Genomic DNA, 23,357 nt, shown 5'->3' with positions numbered 1-23,357 from the left:
CTTTCCCACATATACTGGTCAAGGTGCGGGAATGCCGGAGTTGTCCGTAGTTCGCGCTGCAGCGGTTGGTCGCCCTGGCCACGGCAGCATGGTGATCGAAAGGGCGCAAATTGCAGGACCGGGGTTACGACGACAGCGACAGCAAGAACGAGCATGGCCCAAGGCTCGTGCGCGCGGCTGAATATGTCCGCATGTCGACGGACCATCAGAAATACTCGACCGAGAATCAGGCAGATGCGATCCGGCACTATGCTGCCACTCGTGGAATCGAGATCGTGCGAACCTATGCTGACGCGGGGAAAAGCGGGCTCAAGATCGAAGGACGCGACGCTCTCAAGCGGTTGATCGACGACGTTCAAACCGGTGCCGCCGACTTCACGATGATCCTGGTGTACGACATCAGCCGCTGGGGCCGTTTCCAGGACGCTGATGAAAGCGCCTACTACGAATACATCTGCAAGCGCGCCGGGATCGCAGTGCTGTACTGCGCGGAGCAGTTCGAAAATGACGGCAGCCCGGTCTCGACCATCGTAAAGGGCGTGAAGCGCGCGATGGCCGGCGAATACAGCCGGGAGCTTTCGACAAAGGTTTTTGCGGGCCAGGGTCGGCTAATTGAAAAGGGATACCGACAGGGAGGGCCAGCTGGCTTTGGCCTGCGGCGAACGTTGATTGACGAAAGCGGCACGACCAAGGGCGTGCTGACCCGCGGCGAGCATAAGAGCATTCAGACAGACCGGGTAATTCTTACGCCTGGTCCCGACGACGAGATCGCGGTGGTTCGCAGCGTGTACGCCGCGTTTGTCCATGACGAACTCAGCGAGCGCGAAATCGCCGATGACCTTAACAGTCGAGGGATCCTGACTGATCTGGGGCGTGCGTGGACACGCGGGACGGTCCATCAGATGCTCATCAACGGGAAGTATGTCGGCGACAATGTATGGAATCGGCAGTCCTTCAAGCTGAAGAAGAAGCGGGTTCGCAATGACCCGGAAATGTGGATCCGCAGCCCCGGCGCGTTCGAGGCGATTGTCGAGCACGACCTGTTCGACGCCGCGCAGGCCATCATCGGCGCACGCTCATTCAGGCTGTCAGATGCCGACATGATCGAGGCGCTTCGGGAGGTCTATCAGACCAAGGGCATTCTATCCGGCATCATCATCGACGAGTGTGAAGGGCTGCCGTCGAGCAGCGCTTACTCTTCTCGGTTTGGCAGCTTGCTCCGGGCCTACAGTCTCGTCTGTCAAACGGCGTTCAAAAGGGACCCCCGATCGGCGTCGAAGAGGGACCCCCTTTTTCGGATATGATGTTGGTTTGTTGAAGATGGCCTTGCGCTGCGTGCGGCGGAGGGCGGGCGTAGCCCGACCGGAGGCGCGCGCAGCGCAAGATAGATTTTTGAAGGCGCCGAAGGTAGCGGTCAGCTGCGGTTTTTGAAGCGCCAGCTGTCGTTGCCCGTCTCGATGATATCGCAGTGGTGGGTGACGCGGTCGAGCAGCGCCGTAGTCATCTTGGGATCCCCGAAGACGGTAGGCCACTCGCCGAAGGCAAGGTTGGTGGTGATGATGACGCTGGTGCGCTCATAAAGCTTGCTGATGAGGTGGAACAGCAACTGCCCTCCCGAGCGTGCGAACGGCAGATATCCAAGCTCGTCGAGCACGATCAGATCGAGCCGCGACAGCTGCGCCGCCAGGGTCCCGCCTTTGCCGATCCGGGTCTCCTCTTCGAGGCGTGTCACCAGATCGACGGTGTTGAAGTAGCGGGCGCGAGCGCCCCTTCGCACGACATTGGCGGTGATCGCGATGGCGAGGTGGGTCTTGCCTGTCCCCGTGCCGCCGACCAGCACGATATTGCGGCGAGGCGGGAGGAAGGAGCCATCGTGAAGGGAGCGGATCATCTCCTCATTGATCGGTGTGCCCTCGAAGCTGAACCGCTCCAGGTCCTTCACCACGGGCAGCCTCGCAGCCGTCATCCGATAGCGGATGGAGGCTGCATCCCGGTGGGTCGCCTCAGCACGGAGCAGGTCGGTCAGTATCTCCATGGTGGTGCGCTTGCGCTGGAGGCCGGTGGTGACCGCCTCGTCGAACGCCGCCGCCATGCCCTTGAGTCCGAGGCCGCGCATCGTGTCGATCATATCATGCCGCTGCATCATAGCCTCGCAGCAGATCATAGCGGGCACAGTCGGCGAGCGGAGGATGCTGCAGCATCCGGTCTTCCGAAGTGACGATGCTGTGGGGTGTCGCCGGCTCGCGGCGCCGGGAGAGGATGTTGAGGATCAGCTCGTCGCTGGCCGTTCCGTTCGCCAACGCTTCGCGCACGGCAGCCTCTACCGGCTCCAGGCCATCGGTGAGCACCGCCGAGAGGACCCGCACGAACCTGCGATCGGCCTCGTCCCCGGTGCCGAGCCTTCGCCGTAATCGGTGCAGGGCGGGCGGCAGATCCCAGTCCTGGAACGGTGCGCCGTTACGCAGCGCGCCGGGCTTGTGCGCGAGGACCGGCAGATAATGCCAGGGATCGTATATCGTGCGGTTCCGACCGAAGTGGCGCTCATGCTCCCCGACGATCGCATCGCCGCAGCGTATGACGATGCGATCGGCATAGGAGCGCACCTGAACGGTCCGGCGTGCGGCCGTCGACATGACCGAGTAGCGGTTGCGATCGAAGCTGATGAGGCAGGTGCCGGTGACGGCATGCTCGCTCTCATGGAAGCCGTCGAACGGTGCCAGGATCGGCTGCAGGGCCGGTCGCTCCATATCCAGCGCCTCGGCGACGGTAATATCCCCGCGTTCGGGATGGGCATGATGCTCGGCCCAGCGCCGGCACTCGGCCTCCAGCCACCCGTTGAGCTCGGCCAGGCTGGCGAACCGGAGTCGCGGCTGGAAGAAGCGGCCTCGGATCGTCTGGACCTGCTGCTCGACCTGGCCCTTCTCCCATCCCGCCGCCGGCGAGCAGGCGGTCGGCTCGACCATGTAATGATCGGTCATGATCAGGAAGCGGCGGTTGAACACACGCTCCTTGCCGGTGAACACGGCCGTCACCGCCGTCTTCATATTATCGTAGATACCGCGTCGCGGCACACCGCCGAAGAACGCGAACGCCCGGGCATGGGCATCGAACAGCATCTCCTGGCCCTCGCGCGGATAGGCCCGGACATAGGGTGCGCGCGAGTCGCAGAGACGCATATGCGCCACCTTCACCCGCATCGGCTTGCCGGCGATCTCCACATCCTCGTGGCTCCAGTCGAACTGGTAGGCCTCACCCGGCTGGAAGGTCATCGGGATGAACGCCGGTGCGCCTTCGCCAGCATCCTTCCGCCGCGCAGCACGCCAGCGCGCCGCATAGCGGCGCACCGCATCATAGGATCCATCGAACCCCTCGCGCACCAGCAGGTCATGGATACGCGTCATCCGTAGCCGATCGCGGCGGCCGCGCCCCTCGTTCTCCTCAAGCAGCGCATCGAGACGATCCTGATAAGGACCGATCCGCGGCAGCGGCTGGACTTTGCGCTGATAGTTGAACGCCGCCTCCGGCGACCGGATCGCCTTGCGGACTACCTTCCGCGACAAACGAAGGTCGCGCGCGATCGCCTTGATCGCCTTCCCCCCTGCATGCTCACGCCGAATCCGAACCACTGTCTCCACGATCAACATCCCGTTCTCGCCAACTGATCAAAACCAGTCGGCCGACTAAATCCCCGGGATGAAGGGGTCCTTTTTGCACGCCGATCACCCCACGAAGGGGGTGCCTATTGCACGCTGATCCTCACGCTTCGGTCACATCGGCAAGGATGCGCGGCTTGGTCACGCTGCGGAAATAGCCATCGACAGTGGGCTTCCAGCCTGCCGCCACGACATCAAGACCAACGGCATGCGCCAGCACGTGGCTGTGAGCGATGCGGCGTGCAACGCTATGCGTCGACACCCTGCCATTGTCGTATTTGGGGACGATCTCGGCCTGCGCGTTCACCGCCAGCGATGTGCAATGGGCAAACAGACTGGCCTGCTCATCGGCGTCGAAGGCCAGAAGCGCGTCCCAAAGTTCCTTGTCGGACTCCGGCAGTCGATCCTCCCAGCGATTCATGCGCTCGGCGATGGCCCGCGCGGGAGCACTGTCGCGCAGACCTGCAGGTGGATTGGCAAAGGACACCCGGTTGAGCGACAGTTGCAGACAGCTCTCGCGGCTGTAGCTGTAGAAGGTGTCGAGCACGAGCGCGTGCAGCACCGTCGCGAAGGCTGTGGCGGGGCTTTGGGCAAAGGCATCCTGCAATGCAAGCGTGCGCCAGGCGGTCAGGTCGGCAACCAGCCGGTCGGGCAACGGCTTGAGGATGTCGTCGTCGGCATCTTCTTCTTCAGTTCCAGTAGGCGCCGAACCGCTGGCGTTTGGTGCGGTCCCACGGTGGTTTGCGCCAGGTATTGGCTCGCCCGAAACGGGATCGACCCCGGAGCCATCGTCTTCGCCGCTGACTTCCACCACCGGTTCGTCTTCGGCTCGGACGTAGCCCCGCTCAATGCAAAGCGAACCATCCGCCTCGATGGTCACAAAGGCACCGGCGATTGCCATTTCGGCAGGATCGAAAATCATGGGCCGGTCGACCAGCTGGCCGATTTCCGTTTCAAGCCCTTCGATCCGCGCATAGACGTCCTGCGGCACGTTGGGGTCGTCGGTCCATTCGGTCTCGATCTGCTCGATTTCAGCCTGAAGCGCCGTGAGTCTTGCCTGCTCAGCCTCAGTCATGGGTAATTCTGCGCCAACGATCTCACGGTGTCCGTTGGTCGCATTCCATGGCAGGTCGACGGCAGTTGCCACCCATTTCCAGCCTTCAGTGCCAATGCGGTTGCCCTCGGCGGCAAGTTTCGCGTCGACCAAGCGGTCGAGCAGTGCAGGATCGGTGAGCCAGCCGCCGTCATCGTCCTCGAACAAGTCGCGCATCACGCCGCCGCCTGCTGCGACATAGGCATCGACGGTGACGAACCGCACCCGCTTGTCGGCAACCCGGACGCTGTTTTCCGTCAGGCGCTGGCGGATGTAGGCGGCGGATTTGTTGAAGCTATGGGTGAGCATTTCCCATACCTGCTCCTGGCGCTCATGATCTTCGGACACGGTGAACGCCATCAACTGGTCCAGCGACATGCCGTCCTCGGCATAGATATCGTGGAGTTTGGGCGAGACCGACGCCAGTTTGAGACGCTGGCGCACGACGGCGGGCGTGGTCATGAAATGCGCGGCGATGTCTTCGGCGGCGCTGCCCTTGTCGACCATGGCCTGCATTGCCCGGAATTGGTCAAGCGGATGCAACTGCTCCCGGTGCGCATTTTCGGCATAGCTGTCTTCTTCAGCCGAAACGTCATTGTCCGCCGCCTTGACGATGCAGGGAATCGGCGCGGTGCGCGCCAGGCGCTTCTGTTTCACCAAATGCTCAAGGGCGCGATAGCGGCGACCACCGGCAGGAACTTCGAAGATGCCGGTCTCCTGACCTTCGGCATCAAGTACCGGGCGCACGTTGAGGCTCTGAAGCAACGTCCGGCGCGCGATATCCTCGGCAAGTTCGGGGATCGACACGCCGGCCTTCACGCGGCGGACATTGGATTGTGACAGGATCAGATGGTCGAAGGGAATGTCACGCGAAGGGCTGAGGGTGATTTTTGCAGGCTGTCTGGCCATGGCAGGTCTCCGTGACGGGCCGCCGCGAGACACTCTCTCGGCTTCCAAGCCCGTCACGAAGGCCCTGGCCTTCCTCTTCCTCTGGGGCCGCCGCAGGCGGACCAACCCGTGATCTGGCAGGCCGCCAGGCTACCAGACTTCAGCCATCCCCTTCTGCCACGGCGCGTTCCCTCAGCTGCTTTTCAGCTCCCAGGATCGAACCCGCCTGACGGGCTGCCGCGACGTAGGCCGATATGGGCAACGCGGTGTCGAAGAGGATATCCCGCTCGATACCGAGGCCGAACGGTAGGCGCAGCGACTGCAATTCCCGCAACGAAAAGCTGCCGAGTTCAGGGCAGCCAAGGCCGAGATCGGCAAGGCCGAACAGGATGTCGTCCTCGTCGAGTTCGGTGGCAAGCCAGGTGGCCGCGCCAAGCGGATTGAAGAAGCGGACAACGGGAACCGGATCAGGCTCTCGTTCGCCTTGTGCCTGCGCATTGCGGCGCGCGAGCATGTTCGCGAGCAAGGCCGCACGGATTTCGGGGGTGAGGAGGTTCATGCCGCCAGCCTCCCTTCTAGCTCGAAGCCGTCGACTTCGTCCTCACCAGCGACATCAAGGCCAGTCGATGCAGTGTCACGACAGGCGAGGATATAATCTGCCGCCTTGGAGGCAGCGCTGGCGGCGCGCAGGATGGCGCGATTGTCTTCCCGGATAATCTGGAGCCACGAGCCGATGTAATCAGCGTGGCGAACGCTTGGCACAATCCCGAGCGCTGCGCAGATGAAGGCTCCGGCCATTTCCGCGACCAATTCTTCGCGGCCATAGTCCTTGGAGCCGAAGCTGCCTATCTGATCGCGGCCAAGTCGGGTGGCATGGCCAGTCCAATGGCCCAGTTCGTGAAAAGCCGTGCGATGCCAGTTGATCGGCTCATGGAAATCGTCGGGCCGCGGCACGGCGACATAGTCATGCCCCGGGCTGTAATAAGCGGACGGGCCACCGATGCGAAAATCGGCGCCCGTCGCGGCAATCAGTTCCTCGGCGTGCGGCAGGATCAGGCCATCCGGGATGGGCGGCGGTGGGAGACAGATATGTTCGGGCAGGTCGTCACACTGGTCGACCGAGAACACCGTGAAATGCTTGAGGAACGGAATCCCGCCACTGGTTGCGGTGCCTTCGGTATCCGCTCGGCGACGTTCGCTGCTGGGCACAAAGCGGCGGGTGTAGATGATACCGACACCGCGTTCGCCGCGACGCACCGAGCCCCCCAAGGCCGCAGCCTGCCGGAACGTCAGGAACGCATGGTTTGAGAAGCCTCGGGAGACGACGGCATGCCAGAGGGTAAGCACATTGATGCCACTGTATCGACGGGAACTGACAGCATTGTGCGGCATGCCGATGCCGGCATTGGCCGTTCCCCAGGGCTGAACCCATGGGACGCGCCCAGCCTCGAGATCAGCGATGATCCGGTCGGTGATTTGCTGGTAAAGATTGATTCGCTCAGGGTTTGAGCGGGCAACATGTCGTTGCGCCATGGCAGGTCTCCGCGACGGACCCGCAGCGAGCCTCTCTCGCCGCTCTCAGCCCGTCACGGGACAATCCCGCTCTCTTCCTCTCGCGGGGCGTTGCGGGGCGGCAGTCCCGCACGAAGGGGTCTGATGAGACCGGTGGGCTCGGCAGCAGGGGAATGCTTTCCCCTAGAATGCGGCAATTTTGCTCGGGGCAATTTTGAACAGAATGCGAACAGTATTGGGATATAAAAAATCATCCAAAATTTCGTGGAACGACAAACTTTTACTTGCACGTATGGACCGGGCTGACCTAGATATCGATACATCAAGTTTCTGGAAGGTTCCGGAAAATGATTCGGGGGCGCCATGGCCGGAGACAAGCCAAATCTACGATGGGGCGTGGAGCAAAAGCTCCAATTCATCGAGTTCCGTTTGTTCTGGGAAGGTCATGTCAATCGAAGTGATCTGATTGAGCAGTTTGGCGTCTCACCCAATCAGGCATCCGGTGACCTGAACCGCTACATCGCACTGGCACCGGACAATATGGTCTACGACAAGAGCGGCAAAACCTATGTCCGCTCATCCGGTTTCATTCCGCTGTTTCTCAAGCCAGACGCCACAAGCTATCTGTCCCAGGTGCGTTCTGTGGCGGAAGGGATTGTCGCGAGCCATGATTCCTGGATCGGCAGTCTGCCTGCATTCGACGCTCCGCCTGCGCCAGCACGCGGGGTAGACCCGAAGATACTGCGCACGATTGTGATTGCTGCCCGGCGGAAAGAAGCGGTCGAAATACTGTATCAGTCCATGGCGTCGCCGGAGCCGCAGTGGCGGTGGGTAGCCCCTCATGCCCTCGCTTTTGATGGGTTCAGATGGCACGCCAGATCCTTCTGCGAGAAGAGTGGCGAGTTCCGGGATTTTGTTGTCTCCAGAGTGATCGAGACACGCCATACAAGGCCGTCATCTTCATCGCCTTTATCCGATGCAGCCTGGCATGAGATGGTGGCGCTGGAGATCGGCCCTCACCCCGACCTCAGTCCGAACCAGAAGCGCGTGATTGAGCTAGATTACGGGATGCACGAAGGTCGGGTCAGCATCACCGTTCGGCGTGCGCTCCTTTATTACGCATTGCGGCGGCTGGGCCTTGATACGGACCCTGCGGCTCGCGCTCCGCAGGACCAGCAGATTGTTTTACTGAATGGCGAATCCGTCAGGGAGTTGGCTGCGTGAATATCTTCGAACTCGATAAAGCGCTCGTTGACCGATATGCCTCGTTCGCTCGTTCTTTCTCTGCCATCCGTGCGCTGGAAATCGATCAGCAGGTCCGGTCCATCTATGAGCAGGGCCGTTTCTGGCCCGACCCCCTGATCACGATCAATCCACGCTTTGAGGCCGGAAAATCGATCGATGAGCTGGTCGTATCGGGTGACGTTGCGCCAGAACTGGCGTCGATCTTCGCCGCTGGACCGGATCGAACACCGATTCGCCTGCATCGGCATCAGGAACGGGCCGTTGCGAAAGCCCGGAACCGTGAGAGCTTCGTTGTCACGACCGGAACAGGTTCGGGTAAATCACTGTGCTTTTTCGTGCCCATCGTGGATGCCATCGTCCGGGCAAAGAAGGCCGGGGAAGCCCCGCGTACCAAGGCTATCATCATTTATCCGATGAATGCGTTGGCAAATTCGCAGCTGGGAGAGATCCGGAAGTTTGTCGATGATGCTGGTTTGCCGGTGCATCTGCGTCCTACCGTCGCGCGCTATACCGGTCAGGAAACGGATGAAGAGCGTCAACAGATATCGCGGGACAAGCCCGATATCCTGCTAACAAACTTCATGATGCTCGAACTGCTGATGACTCGGCAGGAGCGCCTTGATCGGGCGGTCATAGACAACGCCCAGAACCTTGATTTCCTCGTTCTCGATGAACTTCACACCTATCGTGGTCGGCAAGGCGCCGATGTCGCCATGCTGGTTCGGCGCGTAAAGCAGCGCCTCACGCCATCGAAAGATCTGATCTGCATCGGCACGTCAGCCACCATGTCGAGCTCGCCCGACGAAGCCGAGAGAGCGGCAGCAGTTGCCGAAGTTGCGACCAAGCTGTTTGGGCAGTCTATCGGTGTTGGTAGTATCATCGATGAAAGTCTCGCCCGCGCCACGTCTCCCGCAATCAAGGCAGAAACGCTGGGCGAACAGCTTCGCCAGGCTGTGCTGCAGCCGCTTGCCGGCAGTCTCACGGATGCTGATCTCACGCTTCATCCGCTGGCGTGCTGGATCGAGACTCAGGTCGGTCTCGACGACGCCGAGAAGCTGCGGCGCCGAAAGCCGATGACCCTTACCACTGCAGCGCAAGCATTGAGCCTTCAGACGGGCGCATCCGAAGAGGATTGCAGTCGCGCGATAGCGGATATGCTTGCCATGATGGGCAAGCCAGAGAGTGAGCGCGGAGGGACTTCTTCAAGGGCCTTTCTTGCGTTCAAACTTCACCGTTTCATTTCTGGCGCCGGTCAAGCTTATTCGACATTAGAACCATCCGAACAGCGTCGGGTCAGTCTCGAGGGACAGAAGTTCCATCCCGATGACCCTGAGGCACGCCTTTACCCATTGTTCTTCTGCCGCGAATGCGGTCAGGAACATCATAGCGTGTCCATCACGAATGCTGATGGCGCGCATCGCGTCATTGCTCGCTCTATTGATGAGGCTGCCCGCGACGAGGCAGAGCCTGATGGCACGGAAACGGGTTATCTGGTGCCTGCGGTCAACGCAGGTTTCCGGTTTGCAGGCAGTCCGGATGACTATCCTGACGAATGGCTGGAGCCTACGGCAAGCGGTGAGATTCGTCTGAAGTCCGCGCATCGCGGAAAGCATGAAGGGCGGCTTGTCATGGTGCGCCCGGACGGCAGCTTTGGCGACGAGGGCATCCCGGCGTGGTTCTTTTCAGGAAAGTACCGCTTCTGCCCGGAATGCGGTCATCAGCCAGCATCACAAGCGCGTGAAATCAACAAGCTGGCCGGTCTGTCCGCTGAAGGACGAAGTTCGGCTACCACCCTGATCGTTGCTACCATTCTGGCATGGATGGAGCGGGATGGGTCGCTCCACCCGCATACCCGCAAGTTGCTCGGCTTCACCGACAACCGGCAAGACGCAGCGCTTCAGGCAGGTCACTTCAATGATTTTATCTTTGTCACCCTTCTGCGTGCAGCGATCCTGCGGGCGGTCAGGAATGCCGGTCCCCAGGGGCTAAAGGCAGACAAGTTTGGTGAGGCCGTGCGGTTGGCCTTGGGCTTCGACCTCGACGATAAGGAACGCCTTGGCGAATGGATGCTCGATCCGAACGCCAAGGGCTACCAAAACCGGCAGGAGGCCCAAGAGGCTCTGTCCGAAGTTTTGGCTCACCGGCTTTGGGCAGATTTGCGCAGAGGGTGGCGTTACACAAATCCCAATCTGGAAGAAGTCGGTCTGGTCACGGCGCACTTCCCGGGGCTGGATGATCTGATTGGCGACGACGAAGAGTTTGCCGGCAATCCGCGCCTGGCGTCGGCAACGCCAGACCAGAGACGTCATTTGTTCGAAATCCTGTTCGATCAGATGCGGCAGGGTCTCGCGGTTGCAACGGACGCGCTTGACCGGGGCAAGGTGAAGCAATCGGCAGAAGTATCACGCAACCGCCTGCGGCTTCCGTGGGCTATCGACAGGGAGGAGGAAAACACGCTGCGGGAGTGTGGTTTCCTGATGATTTCGCCTCCTCGAAGCGGCACCATACGAGCTTCTGAAGCAGCCTTGATTCTGCGGGCTGGCCGCCAGAGCAAGCTCGGCAAAGCCCTGCGCCATCCTAAGCTTTGGAACAACGAACAGGTTCCGGCGAAAGAGTATGACGAACTGATCGAGACCTTGCTGAAGGCTGCCGAGGCCCATCAGTTCGTGCGACGGGTCAATGTCGGTTATGAGGCGCCGGCATGGCGCATGGCGCCGACAGCAATCCGCCTGATCCCTGCTGACGCACGTCGTGATGGCAAGCGGCAGAACCTTTTCTTCCGGGATTTGTACGAGCAGGTCGCAGACATGCTCAGCCATCCCGGCGATCTTCCCTACAGTTTCGAGGCCAGGGAACACACGGCACAGGTCGATCAGGAAGTACGGGCGTGGCGGGAAGATCGCTTCCGCTTTGAGCAGCCGGATCGTGAAAGGTTGAAAACCAATCTTGAGCAAATGCGAGAGCAAGGTGAGCCGAATAGCTTCCTTCCTGCTCTGTTCTGCTCACCGACAATGGAGCTTGGCGTCGATATCAGCGCATTGAATGCTGTTTACCTGCGTAACGTGCCTCCGACTCCCGCCAACTATGCCCAACGCTCAGGCCGAGCGGGGCGTAGCGGGCAAGCGGCGTTGATCGTTGTCTATTGCGCTGCCCAATCGCCCCACGATCAATATTATTTTGCGGATCAACAGGCTGTGGTTGCAGGCGCCGTGCGACCGCCAGCGCTTGATCTCGCCAATCAGGACCTCCTGCGTAGCCACCTCCACGCCGAATGGCTTGCTGCAGCCAATGTGCCGCTGAAATCCTCCATTCCGGAAAACCTGGACATGGGCGGAGATGGGAAGCCGTTGACGGTAGAAATCAACGACGGCTTACAGGTGCTTGCAGCAAGTGGGGCAGCCAAGCCAATCCTGCGCCGCCTCATCGATTCCATGCTACCTGCAGTCAATCTTCGAGATGCACCCTGGCTTGCGGACGTCGATGCCTTTGTCGAGCGGACCGACAAGGAGGCCTTAGCCTCGTTGAGTGAGGCCTTCGATCGCTGGCGCAATTTGCACAGCAGTGCGCGCCGCGAACAGGAACTGGCTCACGCCATCCAGAATAAGGTGGGTCTGAAGGCCGGGGAGAGAACTGCAGCAGCCGGTCGGTATCGCAATGCATCCAGAGAGCTTGAGATCCTTGAGTGCGGGAAGGCATCCAACAGTTCGGACTTCTATACCTATCGCTACCTCGCCACCGAGGGCTTTCTGCCGGGCTACAACTTCCCCCGTCTCCCGCTTTACGCCTTCATCCCGGCTGCCAAAAGCGCGGTTTTGCAACGTCCGCGCTTCCTCGCGATCGCCGAATTCGGTCCGAACAGCATGATCTATCATGAAGGCCGGGCCTACCGCGTAACCAAGGCAAAACTCCCCGCCGAGGGCCGAATGGACAACGGACAGCTGGCGACGTCGACACTGATCCTGTGCCCTGAGTGCGGAGCTGCGCATACCGACGAGCTTCAGGAACGTTGCCACGCGTGCCACACTTCGTTGGGTGGTGCGGAGCGGCTCGATACCGTGTTCCGCATCGACAATGTCGAGACGGCGCCAGCTGAGCGAATCACGGCCAATGACGAGGATCGTCAACGCCGCGGTTTCGAGATCCAGACGGTCTTTCAGTGGCCAGTCCATAATGGTGCGCCAGACATCCGATCCACGGTGCTTGGTCACGCTGGAGAGGACTTACTGACACTGGATTATGGCGCAGCAACAAAGCTCTCGCGCATCAACAAGGGGCTGCGGCGGCGAAAATCGAAATCGATCTGCGGATTCTTCATCGACCCCAATTCGGGACGATGGCTGAAAGATCCTGCCAATGGTGACGATGATGATGGCATGGGCGATCCGACCCAGGCCAAGCCGCAGCGGATCGTCCCGATGGTCGAGGATCACAAAAACGCACTGTTGTTGCAACCACAGGTATCCTTCAGCACGGAGGAAATGGCGACATTCCAGCACGCGTTTATTCGCGGCACACAGCTGGTTTTCGAGCTGGAAGAGGGTGAAATTCTCGGCGAATCTTTGCCGAGCCGCGACATTCGCAATGCCATTCTTCTATATGAGGCGACCGAGGGCGGCGCTGGCGTGCTGAACCGGCTGGTGGCTGACCCCAAAAAGGTCGCCGAAGTCGCTCAGGTGGCGCTCACACTCATGCATTATCGCGAGCCATTTGAGCCCGCCGATATGCTGGAGACTGATGATGCCTGCGTTGCCGGATGTTATCGCTGCATCCTGTCCTATTTCAATCAGCCTGATCACGAGCTGATTGATCGCCGTCACGAACAGGTGATCGAAGTCCTTTGCAAGCTCGCACATGCGACTGAAGTTGGGCTGGAAAACACTGGAACGGAGCATCCATGGCTGGCCTCAGTTGAGCAATGGGGTGTTCCAACACCTTCGGCGATCACCATCGACGGATCGGTGCAGGAATTGTTCTGGCCCGCGCGAGGCGTCCTCGCAGTGCCTGGCGGCCCGACACCCGGTCTGGTGGCTGAAGCTTCTGCGCTTGGCATTCTCGACATCATATCGTTGCCCCTGACGCCTGATGAGCAGGCTAGGCACGAACTCCTTGCAGCTTTGGGAATTAGCGCATGAACGCGATTGTTTTTTCTCCCGGAGACATGGTGCGCGCGCGTGGCCGCGAATGGATTGTTCTGCCTTCCCCGTCGGAAGAGTTGCTCAATGTGCGGCCATTGTCGGGCACGGATGATGACGCTCAGCTGATTGCACCCGCGCTGGAAACATCTCCAGTTTCGGCCGCAAGCTTTGCCGCACCGACCTCGGATCGCCTGGACACACAGGATGGAGCCAGATTGCTGGCAGATGCTTTACGGCTGTCGCTTCGCCGCGGGGCTGGGCCATTTCGAAGCGCGGCCCATCTCGGGGTAGAGCCTCGCGCATATCAGCTTGTTCCGCTCATGATGGCACTCAAGCAATCGGTTGCTCGGCTGCTGATCGCAGACGATGTCGGCATAGGCAAAACCATCGAGGCGGGTATGATCCTGCGCGAATGGCTGGATCGCGGGATCGTTGATCGCTTTGCCGTGCTCTGCCCGCCGCATCTCGTCGACCAATGGGTTAGCGAACTTGGCGAAAAGTTCGATATCGACGCGGTTGCTGTAACTGCTGCTAGGGCGCGCGGTCTTGAGCGCGGGCTGCCCACCTCACAAAGCCTCTTCGAGGCCTATCCCTTTACGGTCGTCAGTCTCGACTACATCAAGGCCGACAGTCGCCGGGACGATTTTGCTCGGGCGTGCCCCCCCTTTGTGATTGTCGATGAGGCGCATGCCTGCGTCGGCAACGAACGTGGCAAGCATCAACGCTACGATTTGCTTGAGCGACTTGCCGCAGAAGGCGAGCGGCACTTGCTCCTGCTCACAGCCACGCCACATAGCGGCGACACTGTGGCCTACGATCGCTTGCTTGGCCTTGTGCACAAGGATCTGCAGGGCGGCCCCGATGCGGGCGACAGCAATGCCCGAGAGCGCTACGCCCGACGTCTGGCGCAGCATTTTGTACAGCGTCGCCGCCCAGACATTCAGGACGGCTGGGACGAACAGCGCGCCTTTGCGAAACACGAGGCCAAGGAAGCGCCGTTCACGCTGACAGGAGACTTCGCGGCATTTCAGGATGCTGTGCTGGACTATTGCCTGTCGGTGACCGAGCGCGCCGGGTCCGATCAGCGCCATCGTCGCCTTGCCTTCTGGGGAACGTTGGCCCTGATGCGCTGCGTTGGCTCATCGCCCGCTGCGGCCTTGAGTGCCCTGCGTAATCGGCTGGGCGGGATGGCTGAGGAGGAAGCAATCGAGCCGGTGGTCTTCGATGCTGAGGACGGCGTGCTCAATGACAGCGATGTAGAACCCGCGACCGCGAGTGAGCATGGCGAAGAGGGAGCTGCGCTGCGCGGTCTGATCGACCTTGCACAAACCTTGTGCAGCAGGCGTGATGACGATCCGAAGGTGAGGCAGCTTGTTGCCGAACTTCGTCCCTTGCTGAAGGACGGCGTGAAACCGGTCATTTTCTGCCGCTTTATTGCAACGGCAGAGGCGCTGGGGGAAACGCTGCGTACAATCTTCCCAAAACATCAGATCGCGGTGGTGACTGGCACGCTGGCACCCGACGAACGCCGGGTTAGGGTGGATGCGCTGGAGCCGCATGAGAACCGTATCCTGGTGGCGACGGACTGCCTGTCGGAGGGGATCAACCTCCAGAGCCTGTTCGATGCGGTGGTCCATTATGATCTCAGCTGGAACCCGACACGGCACCAACAGCGCGAAGGCCGGGTCGACCGGTTCGGCCAGCGGGCGAAGGTCGTGCGCTCGATCATGATGTATGGCGACAACAGCCCCATCGACGGTGCCGTTCTCAACGTGATCCTGCGCAAAGCTGAAGCCATCGAAAAGGCTACCGGCGTCAGCGTTCCGATGCCGGAGGATCAGGAGAGCGTGACTTCGGCGCTGATGCAGGCGGTTCTGCTTCATCGCGGCGGTAGCGCGCGCAGCCAGATGGCTTTTGATTTCGGCCCGGGGGCCGAGCTGTTCGAACGCCAATGGCGCGATACGGCGGAAGGCGCCAAAGCCAGCCGCGCACGCTATGCACAAGGCGCGCTGAAGCCGGATGAAGTGCTGCCCGAATGGCGCAAGATGCGGGCGCTCAACGGAGGCCCGCAAGAAGTCTCCCGTTTCACAGAGCGGGCTCTGAAGCGCGTGCAGGCCCCGCTTGAGGCTTCAAAGGGTCACTCCCTTCTGCACACCGATTTCCTGCCTGACATTATGCGCGAACGGCTCCAGCAGCGCGGGCTTAAAGGGACAAGGCGGATCAGCTTTGAGGATGATCCACTTCCCGGCATCACTTATGTCGGGCGAGTGCATCCTATCGTCGCGGTGCTGGCAGAAACACTCGCCGAAGGCGCACTCGATCCTGCTGGCGCAGACGGCAAGGCCCTTGGCCGCGCCGGCGTCTGGCGGACCCGGGCGGTCACCCAGATGACGACGCTGCTCGTCCTGCGGCTGCGCTACAAGCTGGTGACGAGCGGACGTCTGAACCGGCTGCTGCTGGCCGAAGAGGCTACAGGGCTTGCCTTCTCTGGCCTCGGTCAGGATGTCGCGCTCAATGCCGAAGGCGCGCTGTCGCTGCTTGAGGCCGAGGCATCAAGCAACATGGATGAAAGCGCCCGTATTAGGCAGATCGAGGCCGCGCATGAGCGTCTCTCCGCTTATCGCCCGGCCATTGAGGCTTTCGCGCATCAAAGGGGTGAAGCCCTGTCTCACGATCATCTGCGTCTGACCGAAGCGGCAGGCGGCGGTGCGACCGTCAAGGTGACCCCGGTCCTCCCTGCGGATATCATTGGCCTCTATGTTCTTCTGCCGGAGGTCAACTGATGTCCCGGCCCACCAAACGCGCAAGTGACACAGGCTTTGCCGCGCTCACCATCGAAGGCGGACTGATTGCACCCAATCAGGTTCAGGCCATCGCTTCTGCCGCGCCCGACCAGAAGACTGCGGCTGATTATGGCTGCCCCAAGGGCACGGGCCTGCGCGACGAGATCACGCGCTATTTCCGTATCGCCCAGGCCCATTGGCAGGGTTACGCACGGCTCGAACAGCCGACGATGCAGCAGACGGCGGAGTTCGCCCGCAATCTGCTCGAGCAGGCATTCGGCTTTGAACTGACCGGGCCGCACCACCACATGCGCGAGGATCGACGCTTCACCATTGCATGGGAAGCCAAGGGTGGGCGTGTGCCCGTGGTCATCGCGCCTCCGGCACCGGCCGACAAGGGCAAGGCTGGCGACGGGTTTGCCCGGGCGCTTCCCGAGTTCGGCGATGGTGCCGACGGCCGCATTGCGCGCCGTTCGCCGACCGTCCTGTTGCAGGACTGGCTGAACGCGAACCCGGATTTCCTGTGGGGCCTCGTTTTTGCGGGCGACCGCGTGCGGCTGATGCGTGACAATGCCAGCCTGACCCGGCCTGCATGGATCGAGGCAGACCTTGGCGCGGTCTTCCGCGACGAGATGTTCGCCGATTTCGCGGCGCTGTGGCTGCTGATCCACGCGAGCCGTTTTGGAGCCGAGGGCGCGGCGGCCAGCGATTGCGCGCTAGAACGCTGGCGCGAGGCTGGCATGCGGGCGGGTACGTCCGCACGTGAGCGGTTGCGCGTCAATGTCGAGGAAGCGCTGATGGCGCTGGGGCAAGGCATCCTCGATGCCAATCCCGCCATCCGGGAACGGCTCGATACCAACCAGCTGACCATGCCGCACCTGTTCGAACAGTTGCTGCGCGTGGTCTATCGCCTGATCTTCCTTGGCGTAGCCGAAGACCGCGACCTGCTGCACCCGCCTGCAACGCCCAAGGCGGTGCGCGACCTCTACAGCAACAACTATGGTTTCGCTTGGGCCAGAGACCGGTCGACACGCCGCAACGCGCATGATCATCACCATGATGCCTGGGAGGGCGTGAAGGTCACGTTCCGCGCGTTGGAACGTGGCGAGAAGCTGCTGGGCCTCCCGGCACTCGGCGGCCTGTTCGACCGTTCGCTCACGCCCGATCTCGACGCTGCGCAAATCCCTAACCGCGCGCTGTTGGCCGCTGCGTTCAAGCTGGGTTGGCTGATCGAGGATGGCCGCCGCGTGCGGATCAACTGGCGCGATATGGCGACCGAGGAACTGGGCAGCGTGTACGAAGGGCTGCTCGAACTCGTGCCCACACGCAAGGACGACGGACGTACCTTCGAATTTGCGGGCGGCGCAGAAGCGCGTGGCAATGCACGCAAGGTTTCGGGCAGCTACTACACGCCGGACAGTCTGGTGCAGTGCCTGCTCGACAGCGCACTCGATCCGGTGCTGGAACGGGCCGAGGCAGAAGGCGGCGCGGACGCCATCCTTGAGCTGAACGTCATCGATCCCGCCTGCGGATCAGGCCACTTCCTGCTGGGCGCGGCACGTCGAATGGCGACGCGGGTGGCGCAGCTGCGCAATCCCGATGCGCCCGATTACAATGCGGCGATGCGCGATGTGGTGCGCAACTGCATCCACGGGGTAGACCGCAACCCGATGGCGATTGAGCTGGCCAAGGTGGCGCTGTGGATTGAATCGGTGGAGCCGGGCAAGCCGCTGGGCTTCCTTGATGCCAATATTCAATGCGGGGATAGCCTGCTGGGCGTGTTCGATCTTAAGGCGCTGGATGAGGGCATTCCCGATGATGCCTACAAGCCGCTGACCGGCGACGACAAGGATACGGCGAAGTATTTCGCCAAGCGCAACAAGGATGAGAAGAAGGGCCAGGGCACGCTCGATTTCATCGGCGGCGGCGGCACGCTGCCCCCGGCCAGGCTGGCCGCGACGATGGATGACTTGCGCCATCTGCCCGAAGACAGCGTGGCTCAGATTGCAGAAAAGCGCCGCCGCTTTGCCGCGTGGGAGGCTGATCCTAAGCGTTATGCCACCAAGGTCGCCTGCGATCTTTATATCGCCGGGTTCCTGCTGCCCAAGAAGGGCGGCGTGCCCGCCAACGCCAACAGCGTGACGGTGCCGACGACGTCGCATTTGCGCACCCGACTTGGCGGAGGGCAGATTTACGGTCCGCTCGAGGCAGCCGCAGTCGAAGCGGCGGGCTATGCTCGCGCCTTCCACTGGCCGCTGGCCTTTCCAGAGGTGATGATCGGCAAGGGAGGTTTCGATGTCGTGCTTGGCAATCCACCCTTCGCCAATGCGATTGAGAATGAGTTATCAAATGCACGAGATTTCGAAGCCATAAAATTTCGAACATCAGGCGTCAAAGGTGCAGCTGACCTTTCAGCGAGATTTCTGAGTCTAGTTTCGGATGTAGCGCGCCCTGCTGGTTCGTCGGGTTTAGTCTTACCTCGAATTATCTTAAACAGTCCGACAACGGAAGAGCTTCGAAAGTCCCTTAACAGCCGACTGAGGCCTTCAATGATCTATTGCCCACCGGAAAGAGATCTTTTTTTTGGTGCTACGATAGACATCGCTTTGTTGACCCTTCGCAACGATGGTGGCGTAAAGGTTAGTAGGAGTAATATTGGAGATATTCAGTGGAAAACTAGTTCGGATTTCTCGAACAATTGGTGGTCTATAGTTTCTTCTGTCTGGGCGGATAGAAAGATTGTGGCGGCAACAGGGGAAAGGCTAGGAGATCATTTTGATGTTGCTGGTAGCATGACGACCGCAGACGCATACGATATCAGAGAAGCAATCATTGATGACGAATTTGGTGCTGGCCAAAGGCTGATTACGACCGGCCTGATAGACCCCCGAGCTTGCTTCTGGGGGAGGGATGAGTGTCGTTATCTCAAGAAATCTTATAAATTTCCGCGACTTCTGGAGAGTGACCTCTTGCCAAATTCTATAAATAAGCGAGTCAGAAACTCAAAACGTCCGAAAATTCTTATCGCCGGTCTTTCGCCTATTTTGGAAGCTTATCTTGACGAATATGGCACAGATATTGGGGCAGTTGCGACGTTCTCGGTATTTGACGAGTCTAACAATATTTCTAGGCTTCAGTTTCTTCTTGATTATCTTCTTTCCGATCTCGTTCTTGATAAAATGAAAGACGAACTCGGTGGCAATGCGCTCGGAGGCGGTGCAATGACCATGAAAAAGGGATTCTTAGCTGATTTGGATTTGCCGGAAGCGGTATTGATGAGGAGATGAAGATGCCAAATAAATTTAAAATCTGGGATCAGGGCAATGACGGCAATACAATGGGAATCCGGGTCAAAGACACAGGCGAGTTAAACCGCCTCAAAAGGCGGGTCACAGGAATGGACTTGGCCGGCGGATATCAAAATTTGGACTCCTACCTGAGAGCTGCAGCAGTAGCCAATAGGCCGCCTCAGCCTTACTCGCGCCTAGTGACCGTCGTGTGGCTAAACGCGATAGGCTACTCCAATCCAATCGTGTTTCCTGGTCGAACATTCGTAGTTACTTACTCAGGAAATGTTCGACAGTCTGGTGGTTTTGCGTCGCAGGGGTATGTGATCGTTGATCCCGCAGGGTTTGCAAACCTTGGCCGACATCACCGCGACCCGATTGATGTTGAGTACATTACATCTGCCGGAATGGACACTATCGTAGTGATGCCCTGACGAGTGCTGATATTGGCCACCACCGGCAACTACATGGCCCCCTTCGCCCGCGATCTGGGCTATGACGGCCAACCCTTCGCGTGGGACGAAGACCGCCGCGCCCATCTGCGCGCCGAGCTCGATGGCTGGTATGCGCTGGCCTATGGCCTGACCCGCGACGAGCTGCGCTATGTGCTGGACCCCAAGGACGTGATGGGCGCAGACTACCCCAGCGAAACCTTCCGCGTCCTGCAAAAGAACGAAATCGCCAAACACGGCGAATACCGAACAAGGCGCCTCGTCCTCGCCGCCTATGACGCGCTGGTAACAGGCGGCATGCGACCCCGCACGGAGGGGTATCGGTGAGCATGACGCAATCAACAAAGGGGGCTGAATTGAAAGACCTGAAACCGGTTGCACGCGAAGCGCTTGATGCGTTTGAGAGCATTGCCGCCTCGGCAAGTGCCGATCTGTCGCGCCGCGGGGTGACGCTCGATTCCTTTGCCATCGTCAACGAAGCGACGGCCGAAAAACTTTCGGCCAATCTGCGCGATCAGAATGAAGGCCGAGTCTCAAATCTCCAGCGCTTGCGACACGAGCCCGCGATCGCACGGCTGGTGATCGAAGGCGAAGATGAGACGCTGCAAACGCTTTACATCTCGCCCGCCGGGACGGTTTCCTCCACCAAGTATCCGTTGTGCAGCTACATGAGCCCGATGGGCAGGCTGGCCCCACGTTCTATTGGGGAAGACGTAGAGATCCCCGCTCCGGGCGGCTCGCGGTGGTTTCTTGTCCGTGAAAAGATGACATTCAGGGCGCAGGAAGACGGCGTTGGCTGGGATTCGCAGCCAGCCGTTGAATTCCGCGAAGATGCCCCGCCCCGTTCGTTCAAGTCACTGCGCGAATTGCTTCGCGAGGACGGCTTTTCAGCCGATGCCATTGATGCACTCGATAAATGGCTGGAGGAAGGGGCGACCGAAGACAGCAATGCCAACGAATACGACGGCATCAAACGCGATGCCCTTACAGCCATGCAACTGCGCATCGCTCCGATCCTCGACAAGTTTCAGGATACGATTTTCCGCCTGCCCATCGATCGGCAGATCGCGGTGCTCGGGCCTCCGGGCACTGGCAAGACGACCACGATGGTGCGGCGCTTGCGCCAAAAACTGGACTTCGCTTATCTCGAGGAGGAGGAGAAGTCGCTCGTTGAAGGGGTCGACGCGGCAGGGCTGGTGCATGCCGACAGCTGGATCTTGTTCACGCCCACAGAATTGCTGCGTCTGTATGTGAAGGAGGCCCTCGGCAAAGAAGGCGTTCCGACACACGATGAACGGCTGAAAACCTGGGATGATTATCGATGGGATGTGGCCCGCAACCGGCTTGGTATCCTGCGCAAGGGCAGTGGCGGCGGCCTGACGATGCCACAACCTGCAGATGACACGTGGCTAGCCGATGGTACCCTGCTCAATCAGATCGACTGGTTCGAAACGTTTGATACCTGGCAGGCTGAGGATTTCGTCAAGCAATTGCAGACAGAGGCAGTGCGCCTGGTCGAAGCGGGCGACGGGCGCGCCGCCGCTATTGGACGGCGGGTTTCCGCCTCTTTGGCGCGATCCAGCGGCAATATCATCCAGCTTATCGGTGAATTGGCGGGTCTTCGGGAGGAACTGATCGCACTTGCCCGGCAGTTGGGTGAGAACACGGGCGGTGCGCTAGCCCAGCCGTTGAAAGTTCTGGCGAGTGCCAACCCCGCTTTGCTTGATGATCTTGCCGTCAAGATCACCGCAATGCTGGACGAAAGCCGCGACGACGGCGAAGATGAAGAACCCGAGGATGACGAAAGCGATGACGAGGTTGTCGAAGAAACAGAGAGCGCACGTCCCGTTCTGCAAGGCAGACGACAGGTAGCCGACATCTTCAGGCGCGCAATGCGGGCCTTGGCCATACGCCAAGCATCTGGCGGGCGACCCGCAGCGGCAAGCCGGGCCGGTCAAATCCTAGCCTTCTTGCAAGAGCGAGACCTTGCAATCCCTGATCTCAAGGATGTCGGGAAGGTCCTGTTGCTCCAGCGCGCGGCGGGCAGACTGGCCAATGCGCCCTCGAACTACTTGCGCCGTGTACCGGCACGCTACCGGCGCTTTCGTCGCACTATGCGATCGGAAAATCGTTGGTACGGCGAGAAGGCCGGCGCGTCGTCTCAGGTGCATCCGGCCGAAGTTGACCTCATCATGCTTTGCATGTTGCGGGTTGCGGTCAGCTTTCAGCGCGATCGCATAGTGGCCTCCAGACTTGCTGAACGTAGCCAACCCATATTCGAAACGGTCGCCAGTCTTCAGCGAAACCAGATATTGGTCGACGAAGCTACCGACTTCTCGCCGGTCCAATTGGCGTGCATGGCGGCGCTTGCTCGTTCGCAAACCCGCTCGCTTTTCTTGTCCGGCGATTTCAATCAGCGCCTCACGATGTGGGGCAGCCGGTCAGTCGCTGAGCTTGACTGGGTCGCGCCGCAACTTGAGTCGCACCATATCAGCGTGACCTATCGGCAAAGCCGGAAGCTGGCCGCATTTGCGCGGCAGCTCGCGGTATCGCAGGGCGCTGCGATAGAGCATCAGGCGCCAGATTATGGGGAGAACGTCGGGTACGATCCGGTATGCGGACTTTCTCTTGAAACCAATGACGCAAAAACCTCCTGGCTCATCGCGCGTATCAAGGAGATACAAGCACTCTCTGACGGAAATTTGCCGACCATTGCAATTCTTCTGCCTGACCAGAGCAACATGGCGGCCCTGACCGAAGCTTTGAATAGTAAGCTCGCGGATCTCAGCCTCAAAGCGAAGGCTTATGCAGACGGGGAGGCGATCGGAAAGACCAACGACGTGAGGATTTTTCCGATCGAGCACATCAAGGGGCTCGAATTCGAAGCAGTGTTCTTTTTGGACGTCGAAATTCTTGCGAGCCAACAACCTGAAATGTTTGAAAGGTACATTTACGTCGGCGCTACCCGCGCAGCCACATTTCTTGGCCTGGCCTCTGCTGAGGCCGCGTTGCCCGGCTCACTGTCAGACGGCAATCTCACGTATGGCTCCACATGGTAACAAGTACTAATCTGCGCCTATCCAGCTACCCGTTCGCTCTCGAATCTGAGCTGCGGGATGCCGCGAACGGTCAGGGGTATCGCATTGCCCAAGGCCAGGCGGCTGGCTGGCTGTTTTACTCGTCTGCATCAGCGCCGGGGGAGATAGCTGTTGCTGCAACAGCATCAGGCTTGCATGGGCCATTTTTCTTGTCAGTCGCTCATCCAGGAGCAGCCCGGGAACTCAAGGCAGAGTCTGCCGGACCATGTGC

At 60.2% G+C, this 23,357-nt stretch carries 13 protein-coding genes; 8 read left to right on the top strand and 5 right to left on the bottom strand.

What is annotated here, in order from left to right:
* Positions 1-110: 110 nt before the first annotated feature.
* Positions 111-1,304, top strand: a complete 1,194-nt coding sequence (locus SCLO_RS13715) for a recombinase family protein (protein WP_322788827.1) — start codon at positions 111-113, stop codon at positions 1,302-1,304.
* A gap of 110 nt (positions 1,305-1,414) precedes the next feature.
* Here the strand turns inward: SCLO_RS13715 and istB are convergent, their stop codons facing one another.
* The 5 genes from istB to SCLO_RS13690 all read right to left on the bottom strand — a co-directional run bounded on the left by istB (position 1,415) and on the right by SCLO_RS13690 (position 7,167).
* A complete protein-coding gene (gene istB / locus SCLO_RS13710) occupies positions 1,415-2,143 on the bottom strand; it encodes an IS21-like element helper ATPase IstB (RefSeq protein ID WP_096362194.1) in 729 nt (242 codons plus the stop codon).
* The gene (istA, locus tag SCLO_RS13705) at positions 2,130-3,644 is read right to left on the bottom strand and encodes an IS21 family transposase (protein WP_096362065.1); all 1,515 of its coding nucleotides are present in this window, start codon (positions 3,642-3,644) and stop codon (positions 2,130-2,132) included. Before istA ends, istB begins: the two co-directional genes overlap by 14 nt.
* 112 nt (positions 3,645-3,756) lie before the next feature.
* Positions 3,757-5,655, bottom strand: coding sequence for a ParB/RepB/Spo0J family partition protein (locus tag SCLO_RS13700; protein WP_066521294.1), 1,899 nt, complete (start codon positions 5,653-5,655; stop codon positions 3,757-3,759).
* 139 nt (positions 5,656-5,794) lie between these two features.
* Positions 5,795-6,193: a DUF2958 domain-containing protein gene (locus tag SCLO_RS13695; RefSeq protein WP_066521292.1), complete on the bottom strand. Its 399-nt coding sequence runs from the start codon at positions 6,191-6,193 to the stop codon at positions 5,795-5,797.
* Positions 6,190-7,167, bottom strand: coding sequence for an ArdC family protein (locus SCLO_RS13690; RefSeq protein ID WP_066521290.1), 978 nt, complete (start codon positions 7,165-7,167; stop codon positions 6,190-6,192). Before SCLO_RS13690 ends, SCLO_RS13695 begins: the two co-directional genes overlap by 4 nt.
* 342 nt (positions 7,168-7,509) lie before the next feature.
* Here SCLO_RS13690 and SCLO_RS13685 point away from each other — a divergent pair, with 342 nt between their 5' ends.
* The 7 genes from SCLO_RS13685 to SCLO_RS13660 are packed head-to-tail and all read left to right on the top strand — an operon-like array spanning position 7,510 to position 23,107.
* On the top strand, positions 7,510-8,370 hold the full coding sequence (locus tag SCLO_RS13685; RefSeq protein WP_066521286.1) for a WYL domain-containing protein: 861 nt from the start codon (positions 7,510-7,512) through the stop codon (positions 8,368-8,370).
* Entirely contained in the window at positions 8,367-13,523 is a 5,157-nt protein-coding gene (locus SCLO_RS13680; protein ID WP_066521282.1) for a DEAD/DEAH box helicase, read from the top strand. Before SCLO_RS13685 ends, SCLO_RS13680 begins: the two co-directional genes overlap by 4 nt.
* Positions 13,520-16,309, top strand: a complete 2,790-nt coding sequence (locus tag SCLO_RS13675; RefSeq protein WP_066521279.1) for a DEAD/DEAH box helicase — start codon at positions 13,520-13,522, stop codon at positions 16,307-16,309. The genes SCLO_RS13680 and SCLO_RS13675 overlap by 4 nt, the downstream gene beginning before the upstream one ends.
* Positions 16,309-19,596, top strand: a complete 3,288-nt coding sequence (locus SCLO_RS13670) for an Eco57I restriction-modification methylase domain-containing protein (RefSeq protein ID WP_231923237.1) — start codon at positions 16,309-16,311, stop codon at positions 19,594-19,596. The genes SCLO_RS13675 and SCLO_RS13670 overlap by 1 nt, the downstream gene beginning before the upstream one ends.
* A complete protein-coding gene (locus SCLO_RS22985) occupies positions 19,593-20,030 on the top strand; it encodes a hypothetical protein (protein WP_123905516.1) in 438 nt (145 codons plus the stop codon). Before SCLO_RS13670 ends, SCLO_RS22985 begins: the two co-directional genes overlap by 4 nt.
* A 3-nt stretch (positions 20,031-20,033) precedes the next feature.
* Positions 20,034-20,375 (top strand): hypothetical protein, encoded by a 342-nt coding sequence (locus SCLO_RS13665; protein ID WP_066521277.1) that lies wholly within the window; start codon positions 20,034-20,036, stop codon positions 20,373-20,375.
* 2 nt (positions 20,376-20,377) lie between these two features.
* Complete coding sequence (locus SCLO_RS13660; RefSeq protein WP_066521276.1) at positions 20,378-23,107, top strand: ATP-binding domain-containing protein; 2,730 nt, start codon at positions 20,378-20,380, stop codon at positions 23,105-23,107.
* Positions 23,108-23,357 lie beyond the last annotated feature (250 nt).

Source organism: Sphingobium cloacae (assembly GCF_002355855.1).
Classification (GTDB): domain Bacteria; phylum Pseudomonadota; class Alphaproteobacteria; order Sphingomonadales; family Sphingomonadaceae; genus Sphingobium; species Sphingobium cloacae.
This window is presented reverse-complemented; position numbering and strand designations above follow the sequence as displayed.

Bases quoted from the DNA above. Each gene is read 5' to 3' on its own strand.
- istB (WP_096362194.1), bottom strand. From the start codon at position 2,143: ATGCAGCGGCATGATATGATCGACACGATGCGCGGCCTCGGACTCAAG.
- istA (WP_096362065.1), bottom strand. From the start codon at position 3,644: ATGTTGATCGTGGAGACAGTGGTTCGGATTCGGCGTGAGCATGCAGGG.
- SCLO_RS13700 (WP_066521294.1), bottom strand. From the start codon at position 5,655: ATGGCCAGACAGCCTGCAAAAATCACCCTCAGCCCTTCGCGTGACATT.
- SCLO_RS13695 (WP_066521292.1), bottom strand. From the start codon at position 6,193: ATGAACCTCCTCACCCCCGAAATCCGTGCGGCCTTGCTCGCGAACATG.
- SCLO_RS13690 (WP_066521290.1), bottom strand. From the start codon at position 7,167: ATGGCGCAACGACATGTTGCCCGCTCAAACCCTGAGCGAATCAATCTT.
- SCLO_RS13685 (WP_066521286.1), top strand. From the start codon at position 7,510: ATGGCCGGAGACAAGCCAAATCTACGATGGGGCGTGGAGCAAAAGCTC.
- SCLO_RS13675 (WP_066521279.1), top strand. From the start codon at position 13,520: ATGAACGCGATTGTTTTTTCTCCCGGAGACATGGTGCGCGCGCGTGGC.
- SCLO_RS13670 (WP_231923237.1), top strand. From the start codon at position 16,309: ATGTCCCGGCCCACCAAACGCGCAAGTGACACAGGCTTTGCCGCGCTC.
- SCLO_RS22985 (WP_123905516.1), top strand. From the start codon at position 19,593: ATGAAGATGCCAAATAAATTTAAAATCTGGGATCAGGGCAATGACGGC.
- SCLO_RS13660 (WP_066521276.1), top strand. From the start codon at position 20,378: ATGACGCAATCAACAAAGGGGGCTGAATTGAAAGACCTGAAACCGGTT.